Origin of the sequence: Streptomyces sp. NPDC020965 (genome assembly GCF_044333555.1) — a bacterium.
GTDB lineage: Bacteria > Actinomycetota > Actinomycetes > Streptomycetales > Streptomycetaceae > Streptomyces.
The window spans coordinates 410,011-434,955 of sequence record NZ_JBIRRE010000008.1 but is presented as its reverse complement, the minus strand read 5'-3'; the positions used below and the strand labels follow the sequence as shown (position 1 = coordinate 434,955).

Annotated in this window: 22 protein-coding genes; 13 read left to right on the top strand and 9 right to left on the bottom strand. The window is 71.5% G+C overall.

The window, feature by feature from the left end; all coding sequences use genetic code 11:
- The gene (locus tag ACH4S7_RS25015; RefSeq protein ID WP_398523500.1) at positions 1-873 is read right to left on the bottom strand and encodes an ABC transporter ATP-binding protein; all 873 of its coding nucleotides are present in this window, start codon (positions 871-873) and stop codon (positions 1-3) included.
- Positions 870-1,379: a PadR family transcriptional regulator gene (locus ACH4S7_RS25010; RefSeq protein ID WP_398523499.1), complete on the bottom strand. Its 510-nt coding sequence runs from the start codon at positions 1,377-1,379 to the stop codon at positions 870-872. The genes ACH4S7_RS25015 and ACH4S7_RS25010 overlap by 4 nt, the downstream gene beginning before the upstream one ends.
- A gap of 202 nt (positions 1,380-1,581) precedes the next feature.
- Here ACH4S7_RS25010 and ACH4S7_RS25005 point away from each other — a divergent pair, with 202 nt between their 5' ends.
- Together ACH4S7_RS25005 and ACH4S7_RS25000 are read left to right on the top strand one after the other, a co-directional pair.
- A complete protein-coding gene (locus ACH4S7_RS25005; RefSeq protein WP_398523498.1) occupies positions 1,582-2,862 on the top strand; it encodes an ABC transporter substrate-binding protein in 1,281 nt (426 codons plus the stop codon).
- A gap of 290 nt (positions 2,863-3,152) precedes the next feature.
- The gene (locus ACH4S7_RS25000; RefSeq protein ID WP_398523497.1) at positions 3,153-3,902 is read left to right on the top strand and encodes a hypothetical protein; all 750 of its coding nucleotides are present in this window, start codon (positions 3,153-3,155) and stop codon (positions 3,900-3,902) included.
- 406 nt (positions 3,903-4,308) lie between these two features.
- Here the strand turns inward: ACH4S7_RS25000 and ACH4S7_RS24995 are convergent, their stop codons facing one another.
- A complete protein-coding gene (locus ACH4S7_RS24995) occupies positions 4,309-7,380 on the bottom strand; it encodes an AfsR/SARP family transcriptional regulator (protein ID WP_398523496.1) in 3,072 nt (1,023 codons plus the stop codon).
- Positions 7,381-7,627: 247 nt separating this feature from the next.
- Here ACH4S7_RS24995 and ACH4S7_RS24990 point away from each other — a divergent pair, with 247 nt between their 5' ends.
- Positions 7,628-9,802: an NB-ARC domain-containing protein gene (locus ACH4S7_RS24990; protein ID WP_398523495.1), complete on the top strand. Its 2,175-nt coding sequence runs from the start codon at positions 7,628-7,630 to the stop codon at positions 9,800-9,802.
- Here the strand turns inward: ACH4S7_RS24990 and ACH4S7_RS24985 are convergent.
- The 3 genes from ACH4S7_RS24985 to ACH4S7_RS24975 form a co-directional block, all read right to left on the bottom strand.
- A complete protein-coding gene (locus tag ACH4S7_RS24985; protein WP_398523494.1) occupies positions 9,765-10,262 on the bottom strand; it encodes a hypothetical protein in 498 nt (165 codons plus the stop codon). The two genes, ACH4S7_RS24990 and ACH4S7_RS24985, sit on opposite strands and share 38 nt — an antisense overlap.
- Positions 10,259-11,470 carry a hypothetical protein gene (locus ACH4S7_RS24980; protein ID WP_398523493.1) on the bottom strand — a complete coding sequence of 404 codons (1,212 nt, stop codon included), beginning with the start codon at positions 11,468-11,470 and terminating at the stop codon, positions 10,259-10,261. Before ACH4S7_RS24980 ends, ACH4S7_RS24985 begins: the two co-directional genes overlap by 4 nt.
- Before the next feature lie 190 nt (positions 11,471-11,660).
- Entirely contained in the window at positions 11,661-11,903 is a 243-nt protein-coding gene (locus tag ACH4S7_RS24975; RefSeq protein ID WP_398523492.1) for a DUF6411 family protein, read from the bottom strand.
- A 291-nt stretch (positions 11,904-12,194) separates the two neighbouring features.
- Here ACH4S7_RS24975 and ACH4S7_RS24970 point away from each other — a divergent pair, with 291 nt between their 5' ends.
- From ACH4S7_RS24970 to mnhG, 6 genes are read left to right on the top strand one after another with little or no spacing between them, the layout of a single operon-like run.
- Positions 12,195-15,098, top strand: a complete 2,904-nt coding sequence (locus ACH4S7_RS24970; protein ID WP_398523491.1) for a Na+/H+ antiporter subunit A — start codon at positions 12,195-12,197, stop codon at positions 15,096-15,098.
- On the top strand, positions 15,095-15,781 hold the full coding sequence (locus ACH4S7_RS24965) for a Na(+)/H(+) antiporter subunit C (RefSeq protein WP_398523490.1): 687 nt from the start codon (positions 15,095-15,097) through the stop codon (positions 15,779-15,781). The genes ACH4S7_RS24970 and ACH4S7_RS24965 overlap by 4 nt, the downstream gene beginning before the upstream one ends.
- Positions 15,778-17,415, top strand: coding sequence for a Na+/H+ antiporter subunit D (locus ACH4S7_RS24960; RefSeq protein ID WP_398523489.1), 1,638 nt, complete (start codon positions 15,778-15,780; stop codon positions 17,413-17,415). The genes ACH4S7_RS24965 and ACH4S7_RS24960 overlap by 4 nt, the downstream gene beginning before the upstream one ends.
- Before the next feature lie 7 nt (positions 17,416-17,422).
- Positions 17,423-18,028 carry a Na+/H+ antiporter subunit E gene (locus ACH4S7_RS24955; RefSeq protein WP_398523488.1) on the top strand — a complete coding sequence of 202 codons (606 nt, stop codon included), beginning with the start codon at positions 17,423-17,425 and terminating at the stop codon, positions 18,026-18,028.
- A complete protein-coding gene (locus ACH4S7_RS24950; RefSeq protein WP_398523487.1) occupies positions 18,025-18,366 on the top strand; it encodes a monovalent cation/H+ antiporter complex subunit F in 342 nt (113 codons plus the stop codon). Before ACH4S7_RS24955 ends, ACH4S7_RS24950 begins: the two co-directional genes overlap by 4 nt.
- Complete coding sequence (mnhG, locus tag ACH4S7_RS24945; protein WP_398523486.1) at positions 18,363-18,755, top strand: monovalent cation/H(+) antiporter subunit G; 393 nt, start codon at positions 18,363-18,365, stop codon at positions 18,753-18,755. Before ACH4S7_RS24950 ends, mnhG begins: the two co-directional genes overlap by 4 nt.
- Positions 18,756-18,776: 21 nt before the next feature.
- Here the strand turns inward: mnhG and ACH4S7_RS24940 are convergent, their stop codons facing one another.
- The gene (locus ACH4S7_RS24940; RefSeq protein WP_398523485.1) at positions 18,777-20,087 is read right to left on the bottom strand and encodes a protein kinase; all 1,311 of its coding nucleotides are present in this window, start codon (positions 20,085-20,087) and stop codon (positions 18,777-18,779) included.
- Between the two features lie 147 nt (positions 20,088-20,234).
- Between ACH4S7_RS24940 and ACH4S7_RS24935 the strand changes: the two genes are divergently transcribed.
- Positions 20,235-20,972, top strand: a complete 738-nt coding sequence (locus ACH4S7_RS24935) for a Clp protease N-terminal domain-containing protein (protein ID WP_398523484.1) — start codon at positions 20,235-20,237, stop codon at positions 20,970-20,972.
- Positions 20,973-21,418: 446 nt separating this feature from the next.
- Here the strand turns inward: ACH4S7_RS24935 and ACH4S7_RS24930 are convergent, their stop codons facing one another.
- Positions 21,419-22,201, bottom strand: coding sequence for an MBL fold metallo-hydrolase (locus ACH4S7_RS24930; RefSeq protein ID WP_398523483.1), 783 nt, complete (start codon positions 22,199-22,201; stop codon positions 21,419-21,421).
- On the opposite strand from ACH4S7_RS24930, the gene ACH4S7_RS24925 reads away from it, so the two are divergent.
- Positions 22,154-22,264: a hypothetical protein gene (locus ACH4S7_RS24925; protein WP_398523482.1), complete on the top strand. Its 111-nt coding sequence runs from the start codon at positions 22,154-22,156 to the stop codon at positions 22,262-22,264. The two genes, ACH4S7_RS24930 and ACH4S7_RS24925, sit on opposite strands and share 48 nt — an antisense overlap.
- 5 nt (positions 22,265-22,269) lie before the next feature.
- Positions 22,270-22,452, top strand: coding sequence for a hypothetical protein (locus tag ACH4S7_RS24920; RefSeq protein ID WP_398523481.1), 183 nt, complete (start codon positions 22,270-22,272; stop codon positions 22,450-22,452).
- Positions 22,453-23,210: 758 nt separating this feature from the next.
- Here ACH4S7_RS24920 and ACH4S7_RS24915 read toward each other — a convergent pair.
- Positions 23,211-24,134, bottom strand: a complete 924-nt coding sequence (locus ACH4S7_RS24915) for a MurR/RpiR family transcriptional regulator (protein WP_398523480.1) — start codon at positions 24,132-24,134, stop codon at positions 23,211-23,213.
- Positions 24,135-24,456: 322 nt separating this feature from the next.
- On the opposite strand from ACH4S7_RS24915, the gene ACH4S7_RS24910 reads away from it, so the two are divergent.
- Positions 24,457-24,924, top strand: a complete 468-nt coding sequence (locus tag ACH4S7_RS24910) for a DUF1348 family protein (RefSeq protein ID WP_398523479.1) — start codon at positions 24,457-24,459, stop codon at positions 24,922-24,924.
- Positions 24,925-24,945 lie beyond the last annotated feature (21 nt).

Genomic DNA, 24,945 nt, shown 5'->3' with positions numbered 1-24,945 from the left:
TCACTCCGGTAGTTCGACGGGGCGCGCGACACCGGTCCGGAGCATCCCGCCATCGCCACCATCACCGTCGCCGGCCATGTCAGCGTCACCTTCGGCATCGCTGTCACCGGCCATGTCACCGTCGCCGCCAGCAACACCATCACCGGCCATGTCGGCGTCACCGTCGGCGTCGGTGAACCGGGTGTCGTCGATGATCCGGCCGTCACTGAAGCTGATCACCCGCTCGGCCGCGCTGGCGACCCGGGCGTCGTGGGTGACCAGCACGATCGTCTGCCCCTGTCGGTGCCGCGCGGACAGCAGCCGTACGACCTCCCTGGTGCCCCGGCTGTCCAGACTGCCCGTCGGTTCGTCGGCCAGCAGCAGATCGGGTCCGTTGACCAGGGCGCGGGCGAGCGCCACCCGCTGCTGCTCGCCGCCGGAGAGATCGGCGGGCAGGCTGTTCTCCCGTCCGGTCAGGCCCAACCGGGCCAGCAGATCGGTCGCCGCCGCCGCGCTCTCCCGGGCGCCACGGCCCGCGAGCAGCGCGGGCATCTCGATGTTGTCGGCGACCGTCAGCGTCGAGACGAGCTGGGAGAACTGGAAGACGATACCGATCCGGCGCCGGCGCAGCCTCGCCCACCGCGCCTCGCTCAGCCCGTCCACGCGGCGGCCGTCGAGCGTGATGGTCCCGCCGTCGGGGCGTTCGAGCCCGGCGAGCAGATGCAGCAGGGTGGACTTGCCCGCGCCCGAGGTCCCGGTGATCGCCACGAACTCACCGCGCGCCACCCGGAGATCGACACCGCGCACCGCGCGGACCCGGGCGCCGTCATGGGCATGGCTCTTGGTCAGCCCGCTGACGGCGAGGAGCGGCGGGCGGGCCGCGCCGGTGCTCATTCCAGTTCCTCCTGACATCGCTCCAGCCAGTCCAGATCGGCCTGGAGGTGGAGTGAGGCACCCTCGATCAGCAGCTCCGCGATGCGTGCGTCCCCGGTGGCCTCGCCGGTCTCCAGCCGGGAGAGCGCGCGCATGAGGTTGAGGTAGTGGCGGCGCTGCTTGTTGATCAGATCGATCTGGTCCGGCCGTCCGGTGCCGTGCGCCAGCGCGAGCTTCATGAAGAAGTCGTCGCGGATCCGGGGGGTTTCGGACGGCGTCTCGTACCAGGCGTCCACCGCTTCCCGCCCCGCGTCCGTGATCTCGTAGATCCGCTTGTCCGGCCGGTCCGACTGGCTGACCAGCCTGCCCTTGATCAGCCCGGCCTGTTCGAGTCGGCCGAGCGTCACATAGATCTGACCGATGTTCGGCTGAGGGTACGCCGCACCCAGGAGTTTCTCCAGAGCCTGCCGCAGCTCGTACCCATGGGCGGGACCACCGGCGAGCAGCGCCAGCAGATGAAGACGCACGGTGCCGGGTTCCCTCCTGGGACGGGTGGCCTTGACGACCCCACCCACGACGCTGCGCCGCGGGCGACGAATGAACGCATCCGGGAGTCATATCGGCCCGCGGACCTCCATGATGCCTGGTACGGAGTACAGGCGTGGTGGCGGTACGGGCACGGACGATCCACCCGGACGCGCGCCTCCCGGTGGTGAGGAGAGAGCGCGAGTGAGGTTCAGGACAGGGACGGCGGGCCGGACCCTGCTCGCCGCCGTCGTGCTGCTGACGGCCGTCGCGGGCCCCGGCGGCCAGCGGGGCGGCGGTACGACCGGCTCGGACGGAAGGGGCCCGCTGACCGTGGTGACGGGCCGGGACCTGACCGGCTACCTCCGCGACGTGCTGGCCGGATGGAACCGCACCCACCCCGGCGAGGAGGCCCGTCTCGTCGAACTGCCCGAGGCGGCCGACGAGGTGCACGCGCAGATGCGGGAGAGCCTGCGGGCGGGCAGCGACCGGTTCGACGTGCTCAACATCGATGTCGCCTGGACCGCGGAGTTCGCCGGCCGGGGCTGGATCGCCCCGATCGACCCGAGCGGGCTGCCGCTGGACCGGCTGCTGCCCTCGGTCGCCGACACGGCCACCCACCGGGGCCGGCTGCACGCCGTCCCCTACGTGACCAACACCGGGCTGCTCTTCTACCGCAAGGACCTCCTGGACCGGGCGGGCGAACGGCCGCCGCGCACCTGGGACGAGCTGGCCGGTCTCGCCGAGAGGCTCTCGCGCCGCTACGGCATGGACGGGTACGCGGGACAGTTCCTGCCGTACGAGGGGCTGACGGTCAATGTCACGGAGGCGATCCAGTCGGCGGGCGGCGCGCTCGTCGGCGCGGACGGCCGGCGGGTGACCGTCGACTCGCCGCAGGCACTGGCCGGACTCTCCTTCCTCAGCCGGGGCATACGGGACGGATGGATCCCCGAGGAGGCCCTGCGGTACAAGGAGGAGGACTCGCGGCTGGCCTTCCAGTCCGGGAAGCTCCTCTTCCTGCGCAACTGGCCCTATGTGCACGCCCTGGCCTCCGCGCCCGGATCGCCGATCGCGGGCAGATTCGCCGCCGTGCCGCTGCCGGGGCCCGAGGGGCCGGGCACCGGTGTGCTCGGCGGATCGAACCTCGCCGTCAACTCCCGTACGGAACATCCGCGTTCGGCCGCCGATCTGTTGGCGTATCTGCTCAGCGAGGACGTCCAGCGCCGGGTCCTCACCGCGGGCGGACTGCCGCCCGTCCGGGCGTCGCTGTACGCGGACCCGGATCTGGTGCGGCGCTTCCCCTATCTGCCGGCCCTGGCGCAGAGTGTCCGTACGGCGCGGGTGCGGACCAAGAGCGCGCGGTACGAGCAGGTGAGCCTGGCGGTCGCCGCCGTCACCCATGGCGCGCTCGCGGGGCGAGTCGCCCCAGCGGCGGCGCTCGCTCGATTGCAGCGGGAGCTGGAGTCCGTGGTGACGGGCCGTTAGCCGGCCGTCCCTTCCTCGCTACATACGCGTTCTTCGCTACATACATGTTGAGTAGGGCTGGCTCCTGCCGTTGACGCACCGGGTGCCATCCGCCGCCCGGTTGGTTGTCACGTGCTTCTTCTGATGGCTGAACACCCCTTACTGTCCTGTGAGTTCCGGCCGATGGCTTGACTCTGTCGACCCATCGCTACCTAACATGAATGTAGGGAGAGAAGCGGGGCAGGGGGAAGGTGCCAGGGTGCGCACCCCTTGGCGGACCGCGGAATCGACGCTGATTCGAGGAACCGACCATGCAGACCAGCACCGTGAGCCCCGCCGCCGTCCGGCGTGGCGGACGCCCCCGTGACGCGGCTCCCCGGGTGGTGGTCGTCTCGCTCGACATGGCCGCCAGTCTCGAATGGGTCAACCGGCTGCGCAGGGCGTGCTCACTGCGCTGTGTCGTCCGGCCGTGGGGTGACCGGCTGGGTTACGAGTATCTGCGCCGCGCCCGCGGCGTGCTGGCCGTGCTCGACTGCACCACTCCGGAGCCGGTGGCGGAACTCACCCAACGAGTGCGGTCGTTGCGTCTGCTGGCGCCCGTGACGGTGTCGCTGGACACCCGGGACGATGCGGCGGCCCTGCTGGCTGCCGGCGCGCTCAATGTGCTGCACCGGGGGGCGTCGGAGGCGGCGCAGGCGGCGCGGATCACCGCCGATGTGCGCTGGCTCTGCCGGGAGATCGCCGCGGAGGGGGGTGGCTACCGCGGCGAGGACGACGGTGGTCCGGATGAGGTTCCGTCGCGTCCCTACAAGAGTCAGAGTCTGCTGCTCGACGTACTGGTCAGCGCCCAGCGGCCGTTGTGCTGCCACGATGTGCGCTATCTGCTGGGGGAGGCGGCCCGGCCGATGAGCCTGCCCGCCGTACGGGCGCGGATCCAGCGGCTCGCCCCGCATCTCGCACGGCAGGGGCTGGTGTGCCGTCGTACGGTCCGCTGGGGGGCCGACACGCTGACGCTGCACGCGGTCGACGGGCGGGGCGGGTGGAGCGGGGCGGCGGGGTGAGGTCGACTCAGACGGCGTTACGGATCATGATGCATCCGGCCGTGTCCACGCGTGTGTTCGAGGCTCGGTCGGTCAGCGCCGAGTGGGCCGTTGTGCCCATCCAGAGTGCCAGCGTGGTGAGAATCGTTGCTGACATTGCTGTCAAAAAGACTTTGTGCACGGGGGAACGTTTCCTCTCGCCCTGCGTGATCACTTTCAGGCGAGAACCTACCGCAAGAGTTCTATTCTCGAAAATCAGTGCGGAGTTACCGGCGGTTTCATTTACCGGCCGGCGGGGGTGATTTGTATAGACCATTGTCCGGGCCCCGACAAGTGGCCCCGACAAGTGGCCCGGCAGGCGACCCCGGAGAATGGTGTCGGGCGAGTGCGGCCCCCGACGAGTGGAGCCTCTCGACGCCGGAATGCCTCAGTGGTCCGCGGTCGACGAGTCCCCGGAATCCAGCGCGCGGCGGATCTCGGCCAACACTCCCCGCGCCTTGACCTCTTCGTCGAGATTGTGGGTCCGCGAGGCCGTGACGACCGCCGCCTCCAGATAGCTCCGCGCGGTGGCCGCCCGACCCTCGGCCAAGTCGGCCTGCCCTAGGCCCCGTAGCGCCTGCACGCGCTGGTGGGGTGCCCCGATCGTGTCCGCGATGGTGAGGGCGTCGAGATGGTAGGTAATGGCCTTCTCGTTCTCGCCGGCGCGGTGATAGGCATCGCCCATACCGATCAGCGTATCGGCCTGACTCTTCTTGTCGTCCAACGCGCGGAATTCCTGAAGGGTTTCCAGGTATAGTGGAAGGGCCGACGCGGGTCCACTGGTCTCGGTTAATACATCGGCGAGATTTCTGCGTACCGTCGCCCGGTCGTATCGATTTCCCATGGCTTCCAGAATGGAAAGGGATTCTTCGAAGGATCGACGGGCCGACGGAAGGTTTCCCTTACGCAGATAGAGATCGCCCACGTTGTTGAGGGTTTTCGCGAGAGCAGTCCTGTCGGAGGTCTCCCGGAATCCCGCCAGGGCCTTGCGGAAATGCTCGATCGCACGATCGTGTTCGCCCAGGAAAAGCAGGCTGATGGCCAGGTTGTTGTGTGCCCGGGACAATTCCCAGACATCGCCCGACATCGTTTTGATCGCGAAGTACTTCTGGAAGTGCACGAGGGCGGTGCGGTTCTCGCAGAGGTGCCAGTTCAGCATCCCGAGCGCCAGCAGGGCCTCCGCCTCGCCCTCCGCGTCCCCGGTGCGTCGGGCGATCTCCAGGGCGCGCTCCCCGTTCGCGGCGGCCTCGGGGTAGTGGCCCGTGTTCGCCTGACTGACGCTCAGTTGCGTCAGGGAACGGCTCAGCGCGGATTCGTCGCCGCTCGCTTCCCAGTGCTCGGCGGCGTGCCGGAGTACGTGTCCGGCCTCCTGCCAGTGGCATTCCAGATCAAGGAATCCGGCGATCGCGTAGGCCAGTCGGGCGCCGAGATCCGGATGCCCGTGAGCATATGCGAACTCCTCCGCGGCCAGGAGGTTGCCGTGCTCGGTGGTGAACCAGGATTTCGCGCTGTCGGCGTCGAACGACGGAAGACGACCTTCCGTGGCCGGCCCGTCGATCGGTCCGTCGATCGGTCCGTCGGCCGGGGCGAGCCGCATACGCCGGGGATAGGCTAACTGATCCGCCGACTCGGCCGTCCGAAGATAGAAATCAGTGAGCCGGAGCATGGCCTGCTCGCGCTCCCGCGCGGGATCTTCGGACAGCGCCAGGGCGCGTGCGAACTCGACTAGCAGATCGTGGTAGCGATACCGATTCGGCACTGGTTCACGCAGCAGATGACAGGTGAGGAGATCCTCCAACAGCCTTTCCGTGGCTTCCTGTTCGAGATCGAGCAGCGCCGCCGCCGCGGCCGCTGTGAAGTCCTGCCCCGGGTGCAGGCCCAGCCTCCGAAACGCCGTCCGCTGAGGCTCGGTGAGGGTCTGGTAGGAGAGATCGAAGGCGCGTGCAACCTCGGATTCGGCGTCACGGATCTCAGCCAGCCGTCCCGGTCCCCGGGCCAGCCGTTCGGCCAGCGTGGCCAGCGTCCAGGAGGTGCGGGCGCGGAAGCGGTTGGCGACCAGCTCGATGGCGAGCGGCAGGTAGCCACAGAGTCGGACGATGCGCGCGGTCTCCTGGATGTCCTGGGTGCGCTCCTCGCCCGCGAAGCCACGGAAGAGCGCTATGGCGTCGTGGGCGGGCAGGATGTCCAGCGGTACGGACAACGCGTGCGGCAGACCGCCGAGATGGCGGCGGCTGGTGATGATGGTCAGGGAAGGGGACCCGCCGGGCAGCAGCGGACGGATCTGGTCCGGGCCCGCCACATCGTCGAGCACGATGACCGCCCGGCGCTCGGCCAGCATGGTGCGCCACAGGGCGCTGCGCCCCTCCAACTCGGCGGGGATCTGATCGGCGGGCGCGCCCAGCAGCCGGAGCAGGGTCCCGAGGGCGGCCTCCGGGCTCAATGGTTCCTGAGTGGGGGAGTGGGCCCGGAGGTCGAGATAGATCTGGCCGTCCGGGAACCGCGCGGCGAGCCGTCCGGCCGTGTGCACGGCGATGGCCGTCTTCCCGACCCCGGCCATCCCGCTCACGGCCTCCAGGGTGACCACCGGGCCGTCCCCGGCCGCCGTGTCGATCGCCGCGTCGAGGGTCCGCAACTCGGAGCGGCGGCCGATCAGTGACGGCTGATGGGGGAGGTTGCGGGGCGCCAGCACGGGCGGCCCCTGCGCGGAGCGGGGGACGGACACCGGTGCCGCCGCACCCCGTACCAGCGCGCCGGGGGGAATCCGGTCCAGGACGCCGCGGTGGATACGGTTCAACTCGGCCCCCGGCAGCGATCCGTACTCGGCCATCAGGAGCTGACGGGCCCGCTGGTGCACCCGCAGCGCATCCGTGTACCGCCCGCTGCCGTAGTACGCCAGCATCAGATGTCCCAGCAGGGTCTCGTCCCCGGGCCGCCGATCGGCGAGCGCGGACAGTTCAGCGACCGTCTCCGCGAAACGCCCCAGTGCCAGCAGCGCTGCGAGCCGGGCGACCGTGGCACCGAGGCGTTTCTCCGCGAGGGAGACGCGCACGGTCTCGGCCCACACCCCCGGCAGTCCCGCGAGGGCCTCGCCCTTCCACAACCCTTCCGCCCGGGTGAGCAGTTCCACCGCCCGTGCGTCGTCGCCGTCGGTGCGGGGGGTGTCCGCCAGCCGCTGGAATCGGTACCAGTCGACACACCCCGGATCCGTCTCCAGCGCGTAGGTGTGCGCCCGGCTGGTGACCCGGGGCGCGTCCGGACCCGTACCGGCGGTCCGTAACCGTCGCCGCAACCGGGAGACGTACGTATGCACGTTCTGGCGTGCGTGCGGTGGCGGGTCGTCGTCCCAGAGCCGGTCGATCAGGGTGGCCAGCGCGACCGGTCGGCCGGCCTCCAGCGCGAGCGAGGCCAGGACGATCCGCTCTTTGTCCGATCCCAGTTCCAGCCGACCCCGACCGCTCACCGGAGCCGCCCCCGCCTGGTCCTGCCAGAGCCCTACGGGCCCAAGTAAGTGGATCTCCACAGCGCCCCCGCTGGCTCGTCCTCCGTCGGCCGACAAGCTGTGACCGAGCTTGGCACGGGGTGGTAAGGGCCGCCAGATGTGGTCCCGTACTGGCTGGATCCCATTCAAGGGAGATCGTTTCCGTGCTGGTCAGGGTATGGCTCAGAGGGATCCGTTGAGGGCCGGCCGACAGCGAGGGGGCGGATGGATGAGCGCACGGGGTGCCCATGGCGACAGATCCCAGGCGAACACGGGGGAGGGGAACGTTCCGGCTGCGGAGAACGCCATTGGCGGCTCGGCCCGGTTGTACGGTCCCACCATCCAGGCGCGTGAGGTGCGCGGCGATATCCACATCCACGCCCCGGCGGGGGACGGGCGGCCACCCCTCCCCGTACCCCGTCAGCTTCCCCCCGTACCGACCCACTTCACCAACCGCGAACCTGACCTCACCGCCCTGAGCGCGCTGCGGGCGCGGGCCCAGCCGTTGATCGTGGTGAGCGGTCAGGCGGGGATCGGCAAGACGACTCTGGTCTCCCGGTGGCTGCACGGGCTCGACGGCGCCTTCCCCGACGGCCAGTTGTACGCCGATCTGCGCGGCCATTCGATCACCGGCCGCCCGGCGGGCCAGAGCGAAGTGCTGGGACGGTTCCTGCGGGCGCTCGGGGCCCGGACGGTACCGGCGGACCCCGCCGAGCAAGTGGCCCTGTGGCGTTCCAGCACGGCCGACCGGCGGATCGCGGTCATGCTCGACAACGCGTTCACCGCCGCGCAGATCCGGCCGCTGCTGCCTGGCGGCCCTGGCTGCCTGGTCGCCGTCACCGGTCGCCGGATGCTCTCCGGGCTCCGGATGGACGGGGCGGCGTTCCACAGCCTCGAAGCCCTCGATACGGCGGAGAGCGTCGAGTTGCTCATCCGCGGTGTCGGCGCGGACCGGGTCGCCGGTGAACCCGCCGCCGCGCGCCGGATCGCGACGCTCTGCGCCGGGCTGCCGCTCGCGGTGTGTCTCGCCGCCGCCCGGCTCGCGTCGCGCCCGCGGCAGCCCATGGCGGCGCTGGCCGACGCCCTGGCCCGGACCCCGGGTCGGCTGACCGCGCTGGAGGTGGAAGGGGAAGAGACCGTGCACAAGGCCCTCGACGCGTCGTACGCCGTCCTGACCGAGGGGGCGGCCCGGCTCTATCGCCGGCTCGGCCCGCTGCCGCTGTCCACCTTCGATGCGCTGATCGCGGCTGCCGCCGCCGCGGAACCGCTGGAGCGGGCGGAGCGCGCCCTCGATGAACTGATCGAGGCCAATCTGATGGAGGACCTCGGCGCCGAAGGCTGCCGATTCCACGATCTCGTCCGGGTCCACGCCCAGGACCGCGCTCTCACGGACGACACCGAGGCGGTCCGGGAGGAGAGCCTGCGCCGGGTCTGCGAGTGGTATCTGGAGACGGCGACCGAGGCGCAGCGGCTGCTGACCCCGATCCAGTTGACCCTGCCGCGCGCCTACACCCTCCCCTCGCCCGGCCTGCCGGTTCCGTTCACCGACGACGCCGGAGCGCTCGCCTGGCTGGACGCGCGGCGGCTGCACCTGATGGAGATCGTCCGCGCCGCCGCCGAGCGGGGCTGGCACGCCACAGCCTGGCAGCTCGTCGACGCGCAATGGCCCCTCTACCTGCGGCTGCGGCATTACGACCTATGGATCGAGGCACATGAGATCGGCTTGGCCGCCGCCAGGCGGGACGGTGACGGTGCCGCCGAACGCCAGATGCTCAACTCGGGCGCGATCGGACTGAGCGGCGCCGGGCGCACCGACACCGCCGCCGAGTGGTACCACGCCTCACTCGACGCGGCACGCCGGGCGGGGGACGCGCGGGACGAGGGACAGGCACTGCTCGGGCTCGGTGCCTGCCACCGCGAAGCGGGACGGATGGACCAGGCCGTGCCCTGCCTCCACAGCGCCATCTCCGTCTGGGAGGTCTGCGGCTATCCGCGCGGCGCCGCTCTCGCGCGGATCGTGCTCGGCGAGATCGCCCTCGCCGGAGCCGAACCCGGCACGGCCGTGGGGCACTTCACCCTGGCGCACGACGACATGGTGGCGGTCCGGGACCCTCATGACGCGGCACGCGCCCTCGCCTTTCTGGGCCGCGCCAGGGCCCGTGCCGGGGAGCGGGCGGAGGGCGTGGCCCAGTTGACGGAGGCGCTGGCGGTGTTCGTCGCATCGGGAGCGGCGCACTGGCAGGCCCGTACGCTGGAAATGCTCGGCGAGAGCGCCCGGGACGGCGGGGACGAGGGAAGCGCCCGCGAGTACACCGCGCGGGCGCGCGCCCTCTACGAATCCACCAGCCCAGCCGATGCCCGACGGCTCAGCGAGGCGGGCACCGATCGCGGGACAGAGCGCTGAGCGAACCGCCCGCCACCAGCCACGCGTGCAGACAGGACGGCAGCAGGGACACCTCGGGCCGGACGGCACACGGCACGACGACCGCGGCCGCGGTGCGGGCCGCGCCACCGGTCACCAGCCAGTGGCCGCCCGCCGTCAGCGGAACGGCGAGGAGGCCACAGCCGGGGCCCGCAGATCCGGTCGTGGCCAGCCATCGCAGTGCATCGGCGTACGCCCGGGGACTGCTGCCGTACAGCACGTCGGCGCACTCCCAGGCGGGTGGATCCGGGCAGAGATCGGTGTCCACGGCGAGGTGTTCGTCCACGTGGACAGGGTCCAGGGGGTGTCGCGGTCGGAGGGGCGGCACCAGGAGGACGTACGGTGGGTGGCCGAGCCCGTCCCGTGCGTACAGGCCGTACCGGGGTGGGGCGCCGGCCTCCGGGGTCAGTTCCCGCAGGCCCACCGTCACGAAGCGCCTCATGCCGAGGCTTCCCAGGGCTCCGATCCCCAGGTGTCCAGGGGCGGCGGATGGGGGAGCGGTACGGTCGTCGGCTCGTGGGCGGGTTGGCCGAGGCCGAGGACGCGGTACATCAGACGGCGCATGTTGCGGTTGAACCGGCCCGGTTCCGAGGTGATGCGGGAGCTGATCGCCGCGTAATCCTCCGGGCGGTACTCGGCCGTCGCGTAGTGGAGTTGCTCGATCAGCGGGTGGGCCGCGGAGAGCGCCGGGGCCGTGACGGCGAGTGCCGCCGCGGGGGACGCCGGGTTGATCTCCTGCTCCGGGGACGAGGCCAGCAGCACCGGGGCGCCGGTGAGCGTCCCGTACAGCGTGACGGAGCCGTGGTCGCCGATGATCCAGTCCGCGGCGATCAGGACGGCGCGCCAGTCCGCCCGCGGGGGCAGGAGGACGGTCCCGAGCCGGCTGCACCGGGCCAGCCACGACCTGACCTGCCAGGCGCCGTGCCCGGACCAGACATTGGGATGGACGAGGACGGCCGTGCGGTACCCCTCGTCCGGTAGTTCGCCGATCAGTCGGGGCAGCAGGGTCTCGAACCGTCCGAACGACGACCACGGTCCCCAGGTCGACGCGGCGACCACCAGCTTCTCGCCGTCGGCGAGACCGAGCGCCCGCCGATAGGCGTCACGCAGCGGCAGGCTCGCCGTGATCCGGTCGTGGACCGGGTCGCCCGCGACGCTCACCAGGGGGAGCGCCTCCGGGCAGGTGCGGGCCAGTTCGTCCACTTCGGCGTGGTGCGGGACGACCACGGCGGCCGGCAGCCTGCCGCCGGGGGCGATGTCCTGCCGGCGCAGTCCCGCGACCCCGGCGCCGGGTACCCCGGCGATCCGCTTCAGATAGTTGGCCCCGTGGGGCACGGTGATCAGTGGTGCCCGCAGGTGCTCGACGCCGCGAGGCCCGGCGGCCAGAGCGAGGTCGAAGGTCATCCGTACGGCGTCGTCCCACGGCACCACCGCACTGCCCAGCCGCGCGAGAAAGAGCGGCACCTCGTCCCCGAAGGCGTGCGGCGGTGCGGTGAACACCACCTGTAATCGGAAGTCGGCTTCGAGCAGCGACAGGATGTCGAGGAGCCGTTTGGTGTAGGTGACCGTGTGCACCACGGCCAGGACGCGCTTGCCGCCCACCAGTGTCAGCCACTGGCGTCCCTCTGTGTTCGTCTTCTCCGCCTGCATGATGTCCCCCGTGTCTCCCGTTCGGGTCCGTCCGGACGAGCTGTCGTGGGGGACCTGCCCGGCCTCGCCGGACGGAAGGCTTGCCGGACCCTTGAGAAAACCTTGCAGGGGTTCACGGGGTGGTGTGGACGGCCGCGCGGGTGGGCGCCCGAGGGCCGGGACGCGTCAGATCAGCAGGGCACGCGGTTCCTCAGAACGGCATCCGGCCACGGGCACGTCGCCCCGCCGAACCGCTCTTGCCGACCGCGCGCGAGCTGCTGCGGAAAGGCTTGCTGAAGAGCCTGCCCAGGATGCCCGGGGCCTTGCCCCCGGCGCGGGTTCCGAGGCCGAGGGTGCGTTGAGTGCCCCGCTCGGGATGGCGTGACAGCCGTGGGACCAGGAAGGCCAGTACGGCCAGGACAGCGCAGACGACGACGATTCCGACAACCATCATGGTGGGCTCCTTGGGTCGAGGTTTCCGGTCACCGCTCGCTTGCCCGGTGCGCGGGTCAACATGCGTGGCTGTGATGAGCGGCTCGCACGCGGGTTCGGGGAAGCCGGGGCCCGTGCCCCGGGGTGACCGGTCGGTGCGGGTGATGGGCCGACGGGGGGTGACCTCGATGCTGGTCGGCGCCTCATCGGCGTGCCGGAGCGTCAACCGGCTCCTGTCCTTATAACTATATTTCGTGCCTTCTGTCCTTCGTATCGCGACCGCCGACGACAGCGGGCCGACCTCCGGGGTCCCATGGCGGCGCTGATCCTCTGTCACTTCCTGCTCGCGGCCTGCGCGAGCCCCCTCGTCCGACGGCTGGGCACCCGGGCCTTCGTCGTGTTGGCGCTGCCCCCGGCCGCCGCCCTGGCATGGGCCTGCACGCACTGGGGTGAGGCGGCGGCCGGAGGGGCGGAGAGCTGGACCCTGGCGTGGCTCCCCGCGTACGACGTCTGGCTCGCACTGCGGCTGGACGCACTCTCCCTGCTCATGGTGCTGCTCGCGGCCGGTGTCGGCGCGCTGGTCCTGCTCTACTGCGTACGGTACTTCGCCGACGACACCCCACTGCTCGGCCGGTTCGCCGGCAATCTGTTGGCGTTCGCGGGCGCCATGCTCGGCCTGGTGCTCGCCGACGACCTGGTCCTCCTCTACGTCTTCTGGGAACTGACCACCGTCTTCTCCTATCTGCTGATCGGCCACGGCAGCGAGCGCAAACAGAGCCGCCGCTCCGCCCTCCAGGCGTTGACCGTGACCACCTTCGGCGGACTGGCGATGCTCGTCGGCTTCCTGATGCTGGGCCGGGCCGCCGGCACCTACCGGATCTCCGCCCTCGTCGCCGATCCCCCCGCGCCCTCCACGACCGTCTCGGTGGCCGTCGTACTCATCCTGCTGGGGGCCCTGTCGAAGTCGGCGATCTGGCCGTTCAGCGTCTGGCTGCCGAACGCGATGGCCGCGCCGACACCCGTGAGCGCCTATCTGCACGCCGCCGCGATGGTCAAGGCCGGTGTCTACCTCATCGCCCGGCTGGCTCCCGCCTTCGCCGACGCGCCGCCGTGGCGGCCCCTCCTGCTGGTCCTCGGTGCGCTGACCATGCTGCTGGGCGGCTGGCGCGCCCTGCGCCTCAACGACCTCAAATTGGTGCTCGCCTACGGCACCGTCAGCCAGCTCGGCTTTCTGACGGTCCTGGCCGGGGCCGGCTACCGGGACGCCGCCCTCGCCGCCGCCGCGATGATCCTCGCCCACGCGCTCTTCAAGGCCCCGCTCTTCCTGGTCACCGGGATCGTCGAGCACGCCGCCGGCACCCGCGACCTGCGGGAGCTGTCGGGCGTCGGCCGGGCGCTGCCCGGGGTCGCCGTGGTCGCCGCCGTCGCCGGGGCGTCCATGGCCGGGCTGCCGCCGCTGCTCGGATTCGCCGCCAAGGAGGCGGCGTTCACCGCTCTGGCGCACGGGAGCGCGGCGGACCGCTGCACGCTGGTCGCCCTGGTCGCCGGTTCGGCGCTGACCACCGCGTACACCCTCCGCTTCCTGTGGGGGGCGTTCGCCCGTAAACCGGGCCTCCCGGACACCCCCGTCCACCGCGTCGGCCCCGCCTTCCTCGGTCCACCCGCCCTGCTCGCGGCGGCCTGTGTGGTCCTCGGCCCCGGGGTCGGCTGGCTGAACGGACTGCTCGGCGCGTACGCCGCCGCCTTCCCCGCCCCCGCGTACCCGTACCGGCTCTCGCTCTGGCACGGGCTCGGTGTGGCGCTGCTGCTCTCCGCGGCCGCGTGGACGGGCGGTCTGCTGCTGTTCCTGGCGCGGGGGCAGGTGGTACGGCTGTCCCGACGGGTCGCCTGGCCGACCGCCGACCGGGTCTTCGGGCTGGTCCTCCTCGGACTTGAGCGGCTCGCCCTCCAGGTCACCGGCTACTTCCAGCGCGGCTCCCTCCCCGTCTACCTGGCCACCGTGCTGCTGGTGCTGCTCGGCGGCCAACTCGCCGTACTGGCCGTGGACCGGCCCTGGCGCGGCGCCGCGCCGCCCCGGCTCTGGGACTCCCCCGTCCAGGGCGCCATCGCCCTGCTGACCTGCGTGGCGGCCCTGCTCTGCCTCCAGGTGCACCGCCGGATGAAGGCCGTGGTGATGGCGGGGCTGACCGGCTACGGCACGGCGTTGCTGTTCGTCGTGCACGGCGCCCCCGATCTGGCGCTCACCCAGTTCTGTGTGGAGACCGTCTCCCTGCTGGTGTTCGTCCTGGTGCTGCGCCGGATGCCGGTGCACTTCCGGGAGACCATCAGCCGCCGCCGGCTGATGATCCGAGTACCGCTGGCGCTCGCCGCGGCCACCGCCGTCTCGTTCGTGCTCTGGGTCGTCGCCGCGGCCCGCCGCGCGCCCCCGGCCGGGGAAGCGCTGGTGTACGAGACCGCGCACCACGGGGTGAAGGACGTGGTGGCGACGATCCTGGTCGAGTACCGGGCCTGGGACACCCTGGGCGAGTCGGCGGTGCTCGCCGTGGCCGCGGTGGGGGTGACCAGCCTGGTCTACCTCCAGCGCCGGACCGATTCCGCGTACGAGTCCTCGCCCGTCCCCCGGGAGCTGGGCGGCCGTACCGCCTGGTCCTTCACCTCGGGGATCGTCACCCCGCTGCCCGCCCCGGAGGACACCGCGCCCGAACGCACCTGGCTCGCGGCCGGACAGACCCTCGCCCCCGAGCACCGGTCGGTGGTCTTCGAGGTCGTGGCCAGGCTGGTCTTCCATCCCATCCTCGTCCTCTCGGTCTATCTGCTGTTCTGCGCGGAGAACCTGCCGGGCGGCGGCTTCGTCGCCGGACTGGTGGCGGGGGTGGCCATGATGGCGCGCTATCTGGCGGGCGGGCGCTTCGAGTTGGGCGAGGCGGCCCCCGGCCATCCCGGGCTCTTCACCGGACTCGGCCTGTTCCTCTCCACGGGCGTGGCCCTGCTCGGGCTCATCGACGGCACCGCCCTGCACGCCTTCTCCTACGACGGGCGGCTGCCGGTCATCGGTGCGTTCCACCTGGGTACGCCGGTCCTGTTCGACACGGGGGTGTATCTGCTGGTGCTCGGCGTGGTGCTGGACATCGTGCGGGCGCTCGGCGCCAAGGTGGACCGCCAGATCGAGCGGGAGGCGGCGGCGCGGGAAGCGGCCGGGCGGGGGGCGGGCCGATGACGGTCAGCCTCGCGCTGCTGGTGACCGCCGGGGTGCTGTGCGCCGTGGGCGGTGTCCTGTTGCTGATGCGCGCGCTCAGCCGCATCCTGCTCGGCGCGGTGATCCTCGGCAACGGCATCAACCTGCTGATGATCAGCGCCAGCGGGGCGGCCGGCCAGGCGCCGCTGCTCTATCCGGGCGTCGTCCTCTCCCGGGTCACCGATCCGCTGCCCCAGGCCATCGCGCTCACCGCCATCGTCATCACCCTCGCCACCACGGCGTTCCTGCTGTCGATGGCCTACCGCAGCCAGCGTGTCAGCGGCACGGACGAGGTGCAGGACGATATCGAGGACCGACGGGTCGCACTCCGCGCGGAGGTGCAGGAGCAGCGGGCCGCCCTGCGCGAGCGGCACGGCCCCCGGGGGCGGGGGCCCGAGGGCGACCGGGCCGAGTACCGCACGGAACGCCGCCGGCTGCGCGGGGTGCTGCGGGAGGACCGGGCGCTCCAGGCCAGGGCCCGGGACGCGTCGGGCGATCTGTGGAACGACATCCTCGGCGAGGACCCGGAGGACCCGGAGAGCCTGCGCGGCCCCGAGGACGCAGGGAGCCCGCACGCACCAGAGAACCCGGAGCACCCACAGGACCCGAACACCCCCACGGACCCCACGGACCTCCCCGACGACGGCGAGAAAGGCAGCCGATGAACGCGCTCGTGCCCCTGCCGGTACTGCTGCCGCTCTTCGCCACCGGCTTCGAGCTGGCGCTCGGCACCCGATTCCCGCGCGGCCAGCGGATCGTCAGCGTCGTCGTGCTCACCGCCGTCCTGGGCCTCTCCATCGCCCTGCTGATCGCCGCCGACACCCGGGGCCCGCTCGTCGTCCACCTCGGCGACTTCGCGCCACCCATCGGCATCACCCTGGTCGCCGACCGGCTCGCCGGCCTGATGCTGACGGTGTCATCCGCCGTGACCCTGTGCGTGCTGGTGTACTCCCTCGGACAGGGCATGGCGGACCGGGACGACCGGACACCGCTCGCCGTCTTCCACCCGGCCTATCTGGTGCTGGTGGCGGGCGTCTCCTGCACCTTCCTCGCCGGAGACCTGGTCAATCTGTACGTCGGGTTCGAGATCATGCTGGTGGCGAGCTTCGTCCTGCTGACCCTCGGCGGCACGGCCTCCCGCGTCCGAGCCGGTTCGACCTATGTCATCGTCTCGCTGATCTCGTCCATGGTGTTCTTCACCGCCGTCGCGCTGACCTACGCGGCGGCGGGTACGGTCAATCTCGCCCAACTCGCGGTGCGGCTTGCCGATCTTCCGCTGGGCGTACGGACCCTGCTGGAGGCGACGCTGCTGACGGTGTTCGCCGTGAAGGCCGCCGTCTTCCCGCTGGCGGCCTGGCTGCCCGACTCGTACCCCACCGCGCCCGCGCCGGTGACGGCGGTCTTCGCCGGGCTGCTCACCAAGGTCGGCGTCTACTGCATGATCCGTACGGAGACGCTGCTCTTCCCCGGAAACCGGCTGGGGCACCTCCTGATGGCCGCCGCGCTGGCGTCGCTGATCATCGGGGTGTTCGGCGCCGTGGCCCAGACCGACCTGAAGCGGCTGCTGTCCTTCGTCCTGATCAGCCATATCGGCTACATGGTCTTCGGGATCGGACTCGGCTCCCGCGCCGGACTCGGTGGCGCGATCGTCTACGTCGTCCACCACATCACCGTGCAGACCGCCCTGTTCCTGGTGGCCGGCCTGATCGAGCGGCGCGGCGGGACCACCGAACTGACCAGGATCGGGGGGCTGGCCAAGGCCGCCCCCGCACTCGCCGTGCTCTTCTTCCTGCCGGCGCTCAACCTCGCCGGCATTCCCCCGATGTCCGGGTTCATCGGCAAGCTACAACTGCTCCGGGCCGGTGTCGCAGAGGCCGACGCCTGGGCCTACACCCTGGTCGCCGCCGCCTCGTTGACCAGCCTCCTCACCCTGTACGTCATGGCCAAGGTCTGGAACCTCGCCTTCTGGCGGGCGGCGCCCCCGGGCGGCCCCGCACGGGGGACGGTCCTGGACGAACCGGATCTCGACGATTCCGACGAGGGCAGCGAGACCGGCCCCTCCGGCGGGGCGCCCGCATGGCGGCCAGCCGGGCAGGCCGTGACCGCCACCCTCTCCGGCCGGGCCATCACGACCACCACCGACCGACTGCCCCGCACCATGACCCGGGCGACGGCGGCACTGGTGCTGCTCTCGCTCGCCTACACGGTGCTGGGCGACCCGTTCACCACCCTCACGGACCGCGCGGCGGCCGAACTCCTGGAACGTTCCCCCTATATCGAGGCGGTGCTCGGCCCATGACGGCCCCATGATCTCCCTGAAGTTCCGCGACCCGGAGCTGCCGCCGTACAGTTGCGCGGTGGTGGGGCGTCGGCTCCGAGTGCTGGACCTGCCGCTGATCGCCTGGCTGACCGTCATCTGGACTCTGCTGTGGGGGACTCTGAGCTGGGCGAATGTGCTCAGTGGTCTGCTGGTGGCGGTGATCGTGTGTCTGGTCTTCCCGCTCCCGGTGGTCAATCTCGGGCTGCGGCTGCATCCGCTGGGCATCGCTCGACTGGCGGTCCATCTGCTCTGGGACATGTACACCTCCGGCCTGAAGGTGGCCCGCCCGATGTTCGACAGCAGGCCCTACCGGGCGGCCGTACTGGCGGTTCCGCTGCGCTGCCGCAGCGATCTGATGCTCACCGCTACCGCGGTCGCCGTCTCCAACGTCCCCGACGGATCGGTGGTCGAGGTCCGTCGCTCCAGCGCCACCCTCTTCGTCCACATCCTGGAGGCGGACCACCCGGGCGCGGCCGACCGCGCCAGCCGGTCGGTGTGGCGGATGGAGGAATTGACCGTACGGGCCTTCGGCGACCGGGACGAGATCGCCCGCGTGCGGGTGGCACCGCTGGGCTCGGGGGGCGGCCGGTGAGCGCGGCCGAGACGGTGGACGAGATCCTGCTCACCGCGGCGGCGGTGATGATCCTCGTCGCCGGGGCGCTCGTCCTCTTCCGCCTCTGGCGCGGTCCCTCGATGCTCGACCGGGCGATGGCGCTCGACGTGTGCGCCGCGCTCATGATCGCCGGCATCGGGGTGCGGTCCGCGATCAGCCGGGACGCGTACTACTTCCCGATCATGCTGGTGCTGGCCTTCCTCGGCTTCACCGGATCGGTCGGCATCGCCCGCTTCATCGCGGTCCGCGACCGGGCACCGGAACGGCCCAGGCCCGGGACCGGTACCGGACCCGGGAGTGGGGAGGGACGGCGGTGAACGCCTGGGCGCAGGTGGCTGACACCACCGGTGCGGTGCTCCTCCTCCTCGGCGCGGCCTTCAGCCTGCTGGGTGCCATCGGGATGCTGCGGCTGCCCGATGTGCTCTCCCGCAGCCACGCGGCGACCAACCCCCAGTCGCTCGGCATGCTGCTGGTGCTCGTGGGGGTCGCCCTCCGGCTGCGCAGCGGTATCGACCTCGGCACGCTCGGCCTCATCGGCTTTTTCCAGTTGCTGACCGGCCCGGTCTCCTCCCATCTGGTGGCCCGGGTGGCGTACCGCACCGGTCAGGTCGGCCGGGAGGGGCTGCTCTTCGACGATCTCGACGAGCAGCTCAGCGCGGGGCCGCCGGGGAGTGGTACGGCCCCCGGCGGGCGGGACTCCTCATGAAGCGACCGGCCGGGGGTCGGGTCAGGGTTGCCAGAAGGTGTAGTACCCGTACCACCCGAATTCCGCTCCCAGCAGGTAGAGGGCGTAGAGAGAGTTGAGGAGGGCGCAGAGGACGGCCAGGGAGTGGCGGGCCCCGTCGACGGTCGTGCGGATCAGCCGGACACCGATCCACAGTCCGGCGATGACCGTCCCCCACACCACCCCGTAGGCGAGGAGGCGGCTGACGGAGAAGATCACCCAGTCGGGCAGCCGATCCATGTTCCGGAACAGGGTCAACAGGCCGTAACCGCCCCCGACATAGCCGATGGGAGGGATGGCCAGCCCCGCGACCAGGAGTCTCCGCTGCCGGGCCGCCGACCGGACCGCCGACCGGGCCGCGGTCACCGGGCTGACGGTCGGCGGCGGTGGCGGCCGGAGCGGGGCGAACACGGGCATGGTGGGCAGGGGTCGGTGGGCGGGTCTGGGGGGTTCGGCCGGTCCGGTCGACTGCCGCAGGGCGAGGACGATCGCCCGCATCTCCGCCGCGGAGCACGGCCGCTGGTCCGGGTCCTTGGCCAGGGCGCTCGACACCAGCCGCTGGACCTCCGGGGAGACGGCGACCCCCACCTCCGACAGGAGCGGCGGGTATTCGTACACATGCTGATAGAGCACGGTCGGCACGGATTCGGCCTCGAAGGGGCGTCTGCCGGCGAGTAGTTCGAAGAGCATCACCCCGGTCGAGTAGAGATCCGACCGCGGGTCGAGAGTCAGGCCCCGGGCCTGTTCAGGTGACATGTACGGGGCGGTGCCCACCACGGTCCCGTCCCGGGTGACCGCGGTCGACGTGGCCCGTAAGGCCCGTGCGATGCCGAAGTCCAGCACCTTCACGGTGCCCCGCGCGGTGACCATCACATTGGCCGGTTTGACGTCCCGGTGGACCAGTCCGGCCTCATGGCTCGCGGCCAGTCCGGCCAGGACGTCGGCCGTGACGCGCAGGGCCTCGGCCAGTGGGAGGGGACCGTTGGAGATCATGTCGCTCAGCGACCGGCCGTCGACGTACTCCATCACCAGATAGGGCGTGGGCGCACCGCCAGGGAGGGCAGGTTCCTCCCCGATGTCGTGCACGGCGATCACATTGCCGTGATTCAGCGCGGCGACGGCGCGCGCCTCGCGGCGGAACCGGGTCCGGAAGCTGTCATCGGCGTTCGCGTGATCCATGATCTTCACCGCGACCCCGCGCTTCAGCGCCGTGTCCGTGGCCCGGTAGACGGTCGCCATACCGCCCCGGCCGACCACCTCCTCCAGCGTGTACCGCCCGGCGCCCACCGAAGTCCGCTCTCCTCCGTACGTCATGGCCGTCCCCCTGTCGACTGCGCAAAGAGTAGAAGCAACGAGTGCGGCTGGCAGGAGATATGACGAATCGTCATGGACGTCAGGTGGTCACACCATGGGCGTCAACCGCGAGTTGACACCCATGGTGTGTCAACTTAAGGTTGACGCATGGAGAATCCCGTGGGGATGAAGAATCCCGTCCGGCTCGACGATCTGATCGACGCCATCAAGAAGGTCCACTCCAACGCCCTCGACCAGCTCACCGACGCGGTCGTCGCCGCCGACCATCTCGGCGAGGTGGCCGACCACTTGATCGGCCACTTCGTGGACCAGGCGCGGCGCTCCGGCGCCTCCTGGACCGAGATCGGCAAGAGCATGGGGGTGACGCGGCAGGCCGCGCAGAAGCGTTTCGTCTCGAAGGACGGCGGTGAGGCGCCCGATCTCGATCCCAGCCAGGGATTCAGCCGGTTCACCCCGCGCGCCAAGAACGCGATCATGGCGGCGCAGAACGAGGCCCAGGCCGCTGGTAATGAGCGGATCGCCCCCGCGCACCTCGTTCTCGGCCTGCTGATCGAGCGGGACGGGGTGGCGGCAAAGGCCGTCGTGGCGCAGGGTGTCGCGCTGGACGCCGTCCGGCAGGCCGTGACCGAGACCCTGCCCCCGGCCGTCGACGAGGTGCCGGAACTGGTTCCGTACGACGCCGGGGCGCGCAAGGCGCTGGAGCTGACCTACCGGGAAGCCCTGCGGCTGGGACACAACTACATCGGCACCGAGCACCTGTTGCTCGCGCTGCTGGAGCAGGAGGACGGTACGGGACCGCTCACCGGCCTCGGTGTCGACAAGGCGCGCGTGGAGGCGTACACCGCCGCCGTACTGGCCGCCGTGAGCGCGGCCCAAGAGGGCTGACCCTGGGCCGGGGGCCGTCCGCACCGGCTTCGGCCTGGCCCCCGCCGGGGAGCACCCGTGGCGCCGGCCGGGCCCTGCGGTGACCGACCCGCGGTGGTCGCGGGACCGCACACCGGCCGGACCTCACGGCCGGGAGGCCGCGCCGTGGTCGACCGGCCACCGACCCGAGGCCGGCCGGTCAGCCTCCTCCTTCATGCGTCGGGGATGTCCACCGCGGCGAGTCCTCCATGCGTCGAGGATCTCCACCGTGGGACGCCGTGGCGTGTACGGAGCCCAGCCAGGGTTCCCGGTGGTGGCGAACGCGACGTGGGGCCCGTCGCGTAGGGGAGGGAGCGGTAACGCTCGCCGGCCCCGGCACGCAGGCCGCGCACGGTGCCCGCCGGGGGTCTCGACGACCGGATCCTGCTGTCGGGGCACGGGACATGCCTCCTCTCTGGAGGGGGACATCAGGAGATGCGGGAGAAGCCCGCCCACTCCTTGATCGTGAACTTCGAGCCGCTGCGCGCGACCTCCGCGGCGCCCCGGCCGCCGAAGTGCGCCGGGAAGACCAGCGCGTTGTCCTCGGCGGCGCGGCCGAGCAGCTTGCGCCGGGTGGCGCGGGACTCCGCGGGGTCTTCGCAGAAGCAGGAGTTGATGTCCGGCTCCGCGATCTGCAGCGTGGTGCGCACCAGGTCCCCGACGAACAGGGCCCGATCGCCACCGGATTCCAGCGTGAGCACGGACGAGCCCGGAGCGTGCCCGGGAGCGAGATCGAGACACAGGTTCTTGTCGATCCGGTACGTCCCCTCCCACAGATGCGTGAGCCCCGCCCGGTGGACCGGCGCGACACTGTCCTCGAAGACGTTCTGGTTTCCGCGGCCGAGCACGGTCCTGTTCTCGTTGGCCGGGTCCCAGAAGTCGAAGTCCCGCCTGGTCATCAGGTAGGTGGCGTTGGGAACCAACTGGCGGGCGTCAGCGTCTCGTACTACGCACGGCTGGAACAGGGCCAGTCCCGCGGGGCATCGGCCGAGGCACTCGACGCGATCGCCCGCGCTCCGCTGCTCGACGGCCATGAGCGCGAGCACCTCGACCGGCTCGCCGGGGCCGCCCGCCACACGCCCCGGCCGCGCCGCCCACGGCCCGAGAGGCTCGCCGACGAAACACGCGACCTGCTCCGCGCCGTCGACGGCGTCCCGGCGCTCGTGCTCGGCCGCCGTACGGACGTGCTGGCCTGGAACACCCTCGGGCACGCCCTGCTCGCCGGTCACCCGGACCCCTCGGCCCGGACGACCCGGCGCGCCGCCCGAACATGAGCCGGATGCTGTTCCTGGATCCGCACGTTCAGGAGCTGTACGGGGACTGGAGGCGCAAGGCGCGCGCGGTGGTGGGCAGTCTGCGCGTCGCCGTCGGCTCGTCGTCCGAGACGGCCCTCGCACTCCTCCGGCAGGTCAACGGCAGCGGGGCGCCGCACCCGGACAGCGTCGGCGCGGCGGCGAACTGAGCACTGTGGCCGTCCCTCGCGCTCGTCGCCGCCTGTTCGACGGCCCTGCTGGCGGTGGCGGCGACGGCGTTGCGCGCCCGGGACGTCCGACCGGGCGGCATGGCTCCGGTCCGGGGCGTGGCGCCTCGGGGGGAAGAGAATCCGGCGGCCTCGGCCCAGGGGTAGACCGAGGCCGCCTGATGGGCAGTCCGCAGGGGGCGGAGTGCCCGGACGGAACACCGCGGAGGGCGACGCGAGGAGGAGTGGCGTCGAGGGGTCCCCGGTGTCCGGATCTGGCCGGTCGGCGCGGGCGGATCGTGGTTCCGCCCGCGTTCATCAACCGGTCGGCGGGGTGGGCCCCGGAGGCCGGCCGCTGCGAGCCCCGCATAAGGCGGGGCGAGGAGTGAGGTACATGGTCGCGGACTGCCGACTTTCCTGGAGGGCACGGGCCGCCTGGGATCCCGTGGGCACCCGATCAGTGATTCCCGGGGGTACTCGATCAGTAAATATATATACCGTCGAGTACGCAAGGGTATGAAAAAATTCATGCACCGCGAGGGCTGAAATCCCCTGTTCGCCCGGCGCCGGCGCGGTCCGGCGAGAGGGCGCGGCGGAGGGTTCCGCGCGGTCCGGCGAGAGGGTGTGGCGGAAGGTTCGAGCGGTCCGGTGGGAGGGCTCGGCGAGGGGGCTCGGAGCGGTCCGGCGAGAGGGTGGCGGGGGGAGGTCGGGGACCGGTTGGGCACGTCGGTCCTCGGGCCCCCGAGGGGCGGCGGGGCGCTTCACTCCTCAAGGAAGAAGTTGTGCTGCTCCGCGGCCTGTTCATACCCTTCGAGACGGGCCTGGGTGCGCTGGGGATCGGCGTCCGCCATCGCCTGGAGGAGGGCCGCCGAGAGGACGCCGGGCGCCGCGTACGAGTCGAAGACGAGCCGTGACCCGGTGGCGGCGGTCAGGGTGGCGTCGGCCTCGTCCACCAGCGGGCCGAGCGCCAGATCGGTGATCAGGGCCACCTTCAGCCCCGCGCCGCGGGCCGCCCGGATGGCCGCGAGGGTCTCATGGGCGTGCCGTGGCATCGCGAACGCCAGTACCCAGGTCCCGCCGGCCGCCCGCGCCTGGAGCAGGGTGTCGTAGGCGACGCTGCCGCCCCGGGTCACCGTCCGCACATCGGGATGGATGCGCCGGGCGGCGTAGGCGAAGTACTCGGCCAGCGATCCGGAGATGCGCAGTCCGAGGATGGTCAGGGGAGTCGAGCGCGCCAGCTCGCGGCCGATGTCGAGCATCTGGTCGGGGTCGGCCAGGGCCCGCCGCAGGCTCTCCAGATTCTCGATCTCGGCGTCGACGGCCGCCTGGAGTTCATTGCGCCGGTCGGCCTCGCCGGTGTCGGGCGACGCGGCGACGGCGCTCAGCGCGATCGGCTGTAGCGCCTCCCGGAGCGCCGGATACCCGCTGAAGCCCACCGAGGCGGCGAACCGGGTGACCGACGGCTGGCTGACCCCGACGCGCTCAGCGAGGTCGGTGATCGACAGGAATGCCGCCTCGGTGAGGTGGTCGGCGATGTACTGCGCGATGCGCCGCTGCCCGGGGGAGAGTCGGTGGCCGCCGAAGAGGGCGAGGACCCTGTCCACGGGGGCCGGCTCCGCTTCGGGGGTCAGCCTGCCCGGCGTGATCGCAGACGCCTGTGCGCGTGCCTGCTGATCTGATGGCACCGGTGTCACTCCTTCTCGTCCCACTCGGGGCTCAACATAGCCCAGGAGTCCGGCCCCTGAGACGGAAGTGGGCCCGTATGCGGTCGGCCGTCTCGGATTCCGGACGATCACGGCGTGGTACGGCAGCGCCCGCCCCGGCCGGGAGTTCGCAAGCCCGGATCGGGCGGCACTTGCGCGAGAACCAACGTTCTCCCTAAGCTCGCCCCGAGAAGTAGAGAACGATCGTTCTCAGATCTCTTCGTACTGCCGCACGCTCTTCGTGCTGCCGCACGCATCCGACGCCCGGTCTCGGCCGGCGCCGGAACCGACGCCAAGGAGACCCATGTCCATGCGACCCCCCGTGCCTCCCTTCACCCGTGAGTCGGCCATCGCGAAGGTCCGGCTGGCCGAGGACGGCTGGAACACCCGCACCCCCGAGAAGGTGGCCCTCGCGTACACCGAGGACTCCCGCTGGCGAAACCGCGCCGAGTGGGTCACCGGCCGCGACCAGATCGTCGCCTTCCTCGCCCGCAAATGGGCCAGGGAGCTGGACTACCGCCTCATCAAGGAGCTCTGGGCCCACGACGGCGACCGCATCGCCGTCCGCTTCGCCTACGAGTGGCGCGACGACTCGGGCACCTGGTACCGCTCGTACGGGAACGAGAACTGGGAGTTCGACGCCAGTGGCCTGATGCGCACCCGGCACGCCTGCATCAACGACACCCCGATCAAGGAGCGGGACCGCCGCTACCGCTGGCCGCTCGGTCGCCGCCCCGACGACCACCCCGGCCTCTCCGACCTCGGATTCTGAGACCGGGGCCGCAGCCACGGA

Bases quoted from the DNA above. Each gene is read 5' to 3' on its own strand.
- ACH4S7_RS25015 (WP_398523500.1), bottom strand. From the start codon at position 873: ATGAGCACCGGCGCGGCCCGCCCGCCGCTCCTCGCCGTCAGCGGGCTG.
- ACH4S7_RS24965 (WP_398523490.1), top strand. From the start codon at position 15,095: ATGACGGTCAGCCTCGCGCTGCTGGTGACCGCCGGGGTGCTGTGCGCC.
- ACH4S7_RS24955 (WP_398523488.1), top strand. From the start codon at position 17,423: ATGATCTCCCTGAAGTTCCGCGACCCGGAGCTGCCGCCGTACAGTTGC.
- ACH4S7_RS24940 (WP_398523485.1), bottom strand. From the start codon at position 20,087: ATGACGTACGGAGGAGAGCGGACTTCGGTGGGCGCCGGGCGGTACACG.
- ACH4S7_RS25000 (WP_398523497.1), top strand. From the start codon at position 3,153: ATGCAGACCAGCACCGTGAGCCCCGCCGCCGTCCGGCGTGGCGGACGC.
- ACH4S7_RS24910 (WP_398523479.1), top strand. From the start codon at position 24,457: ATGTCCATGCGACCCCCCGTGCCTCCCTTCACCCGTGAGTCGGCCATC.
- ACH4S7_RS24980 (WP_398523493.1), bottom strand. From the start codon at position 11,470: ATGCAGGCGGAGAAGACGAACACAGAGGGACGCCAGTGGCTGACACTG.
- ACH4S7_RS24970 (WP_398523491.1), top strand. From the start codon at position 12,195: ATGGCGGCGCTGATCCTCTGTCACTTCCTGCTCGCGGCCTGCGCGAGC.
- ACH4S7_RS24920 (WP_398523481.1), top strand. From the start codon at position 22,270: ATGCTGTTCCTGGATCCGCACGTTCAGGAGCTGTACGGGGACTGGAGG.
- ACH4S7_RS24990 (WP_398523495.1), top strand. From the start codon at position 7,628: ATGAGCGCACGGGGTGCCCATGGCGACAGATCCCAGGCGAACACGGGG.
- ACH4S7_RS24960 (WP_398523489.1), top strand. From the start codon at position 15,778: ATGAACGCGCTCGTGCCCCTGCCGGTACTGCTGCCGCTCTTCGCCACC.
- ACH4S7_RS24975 (WP_398523492.1), bottom strand. From the start codon at position 11,903: ATGATGGTTGTCGGAATCGTCGTCGTCTGCGCTGTCCTGGCCGTACTG.
- ACH4S7_RS24935 (WP_398523484.1), top strand. From the start codon at position 20,235: ATGGAGAATCCCGTGGGGATGAAGAATCCCGTCCGGCTCGACGATCTG.
- ACH4S7_RS24985 (WP_398523494.1), bottom strand. From the start codon at position 10,262: ATGAGGCGCTTCGTGACGGTGGGCCTGCGGGAACTGACCCCGGAGGCC.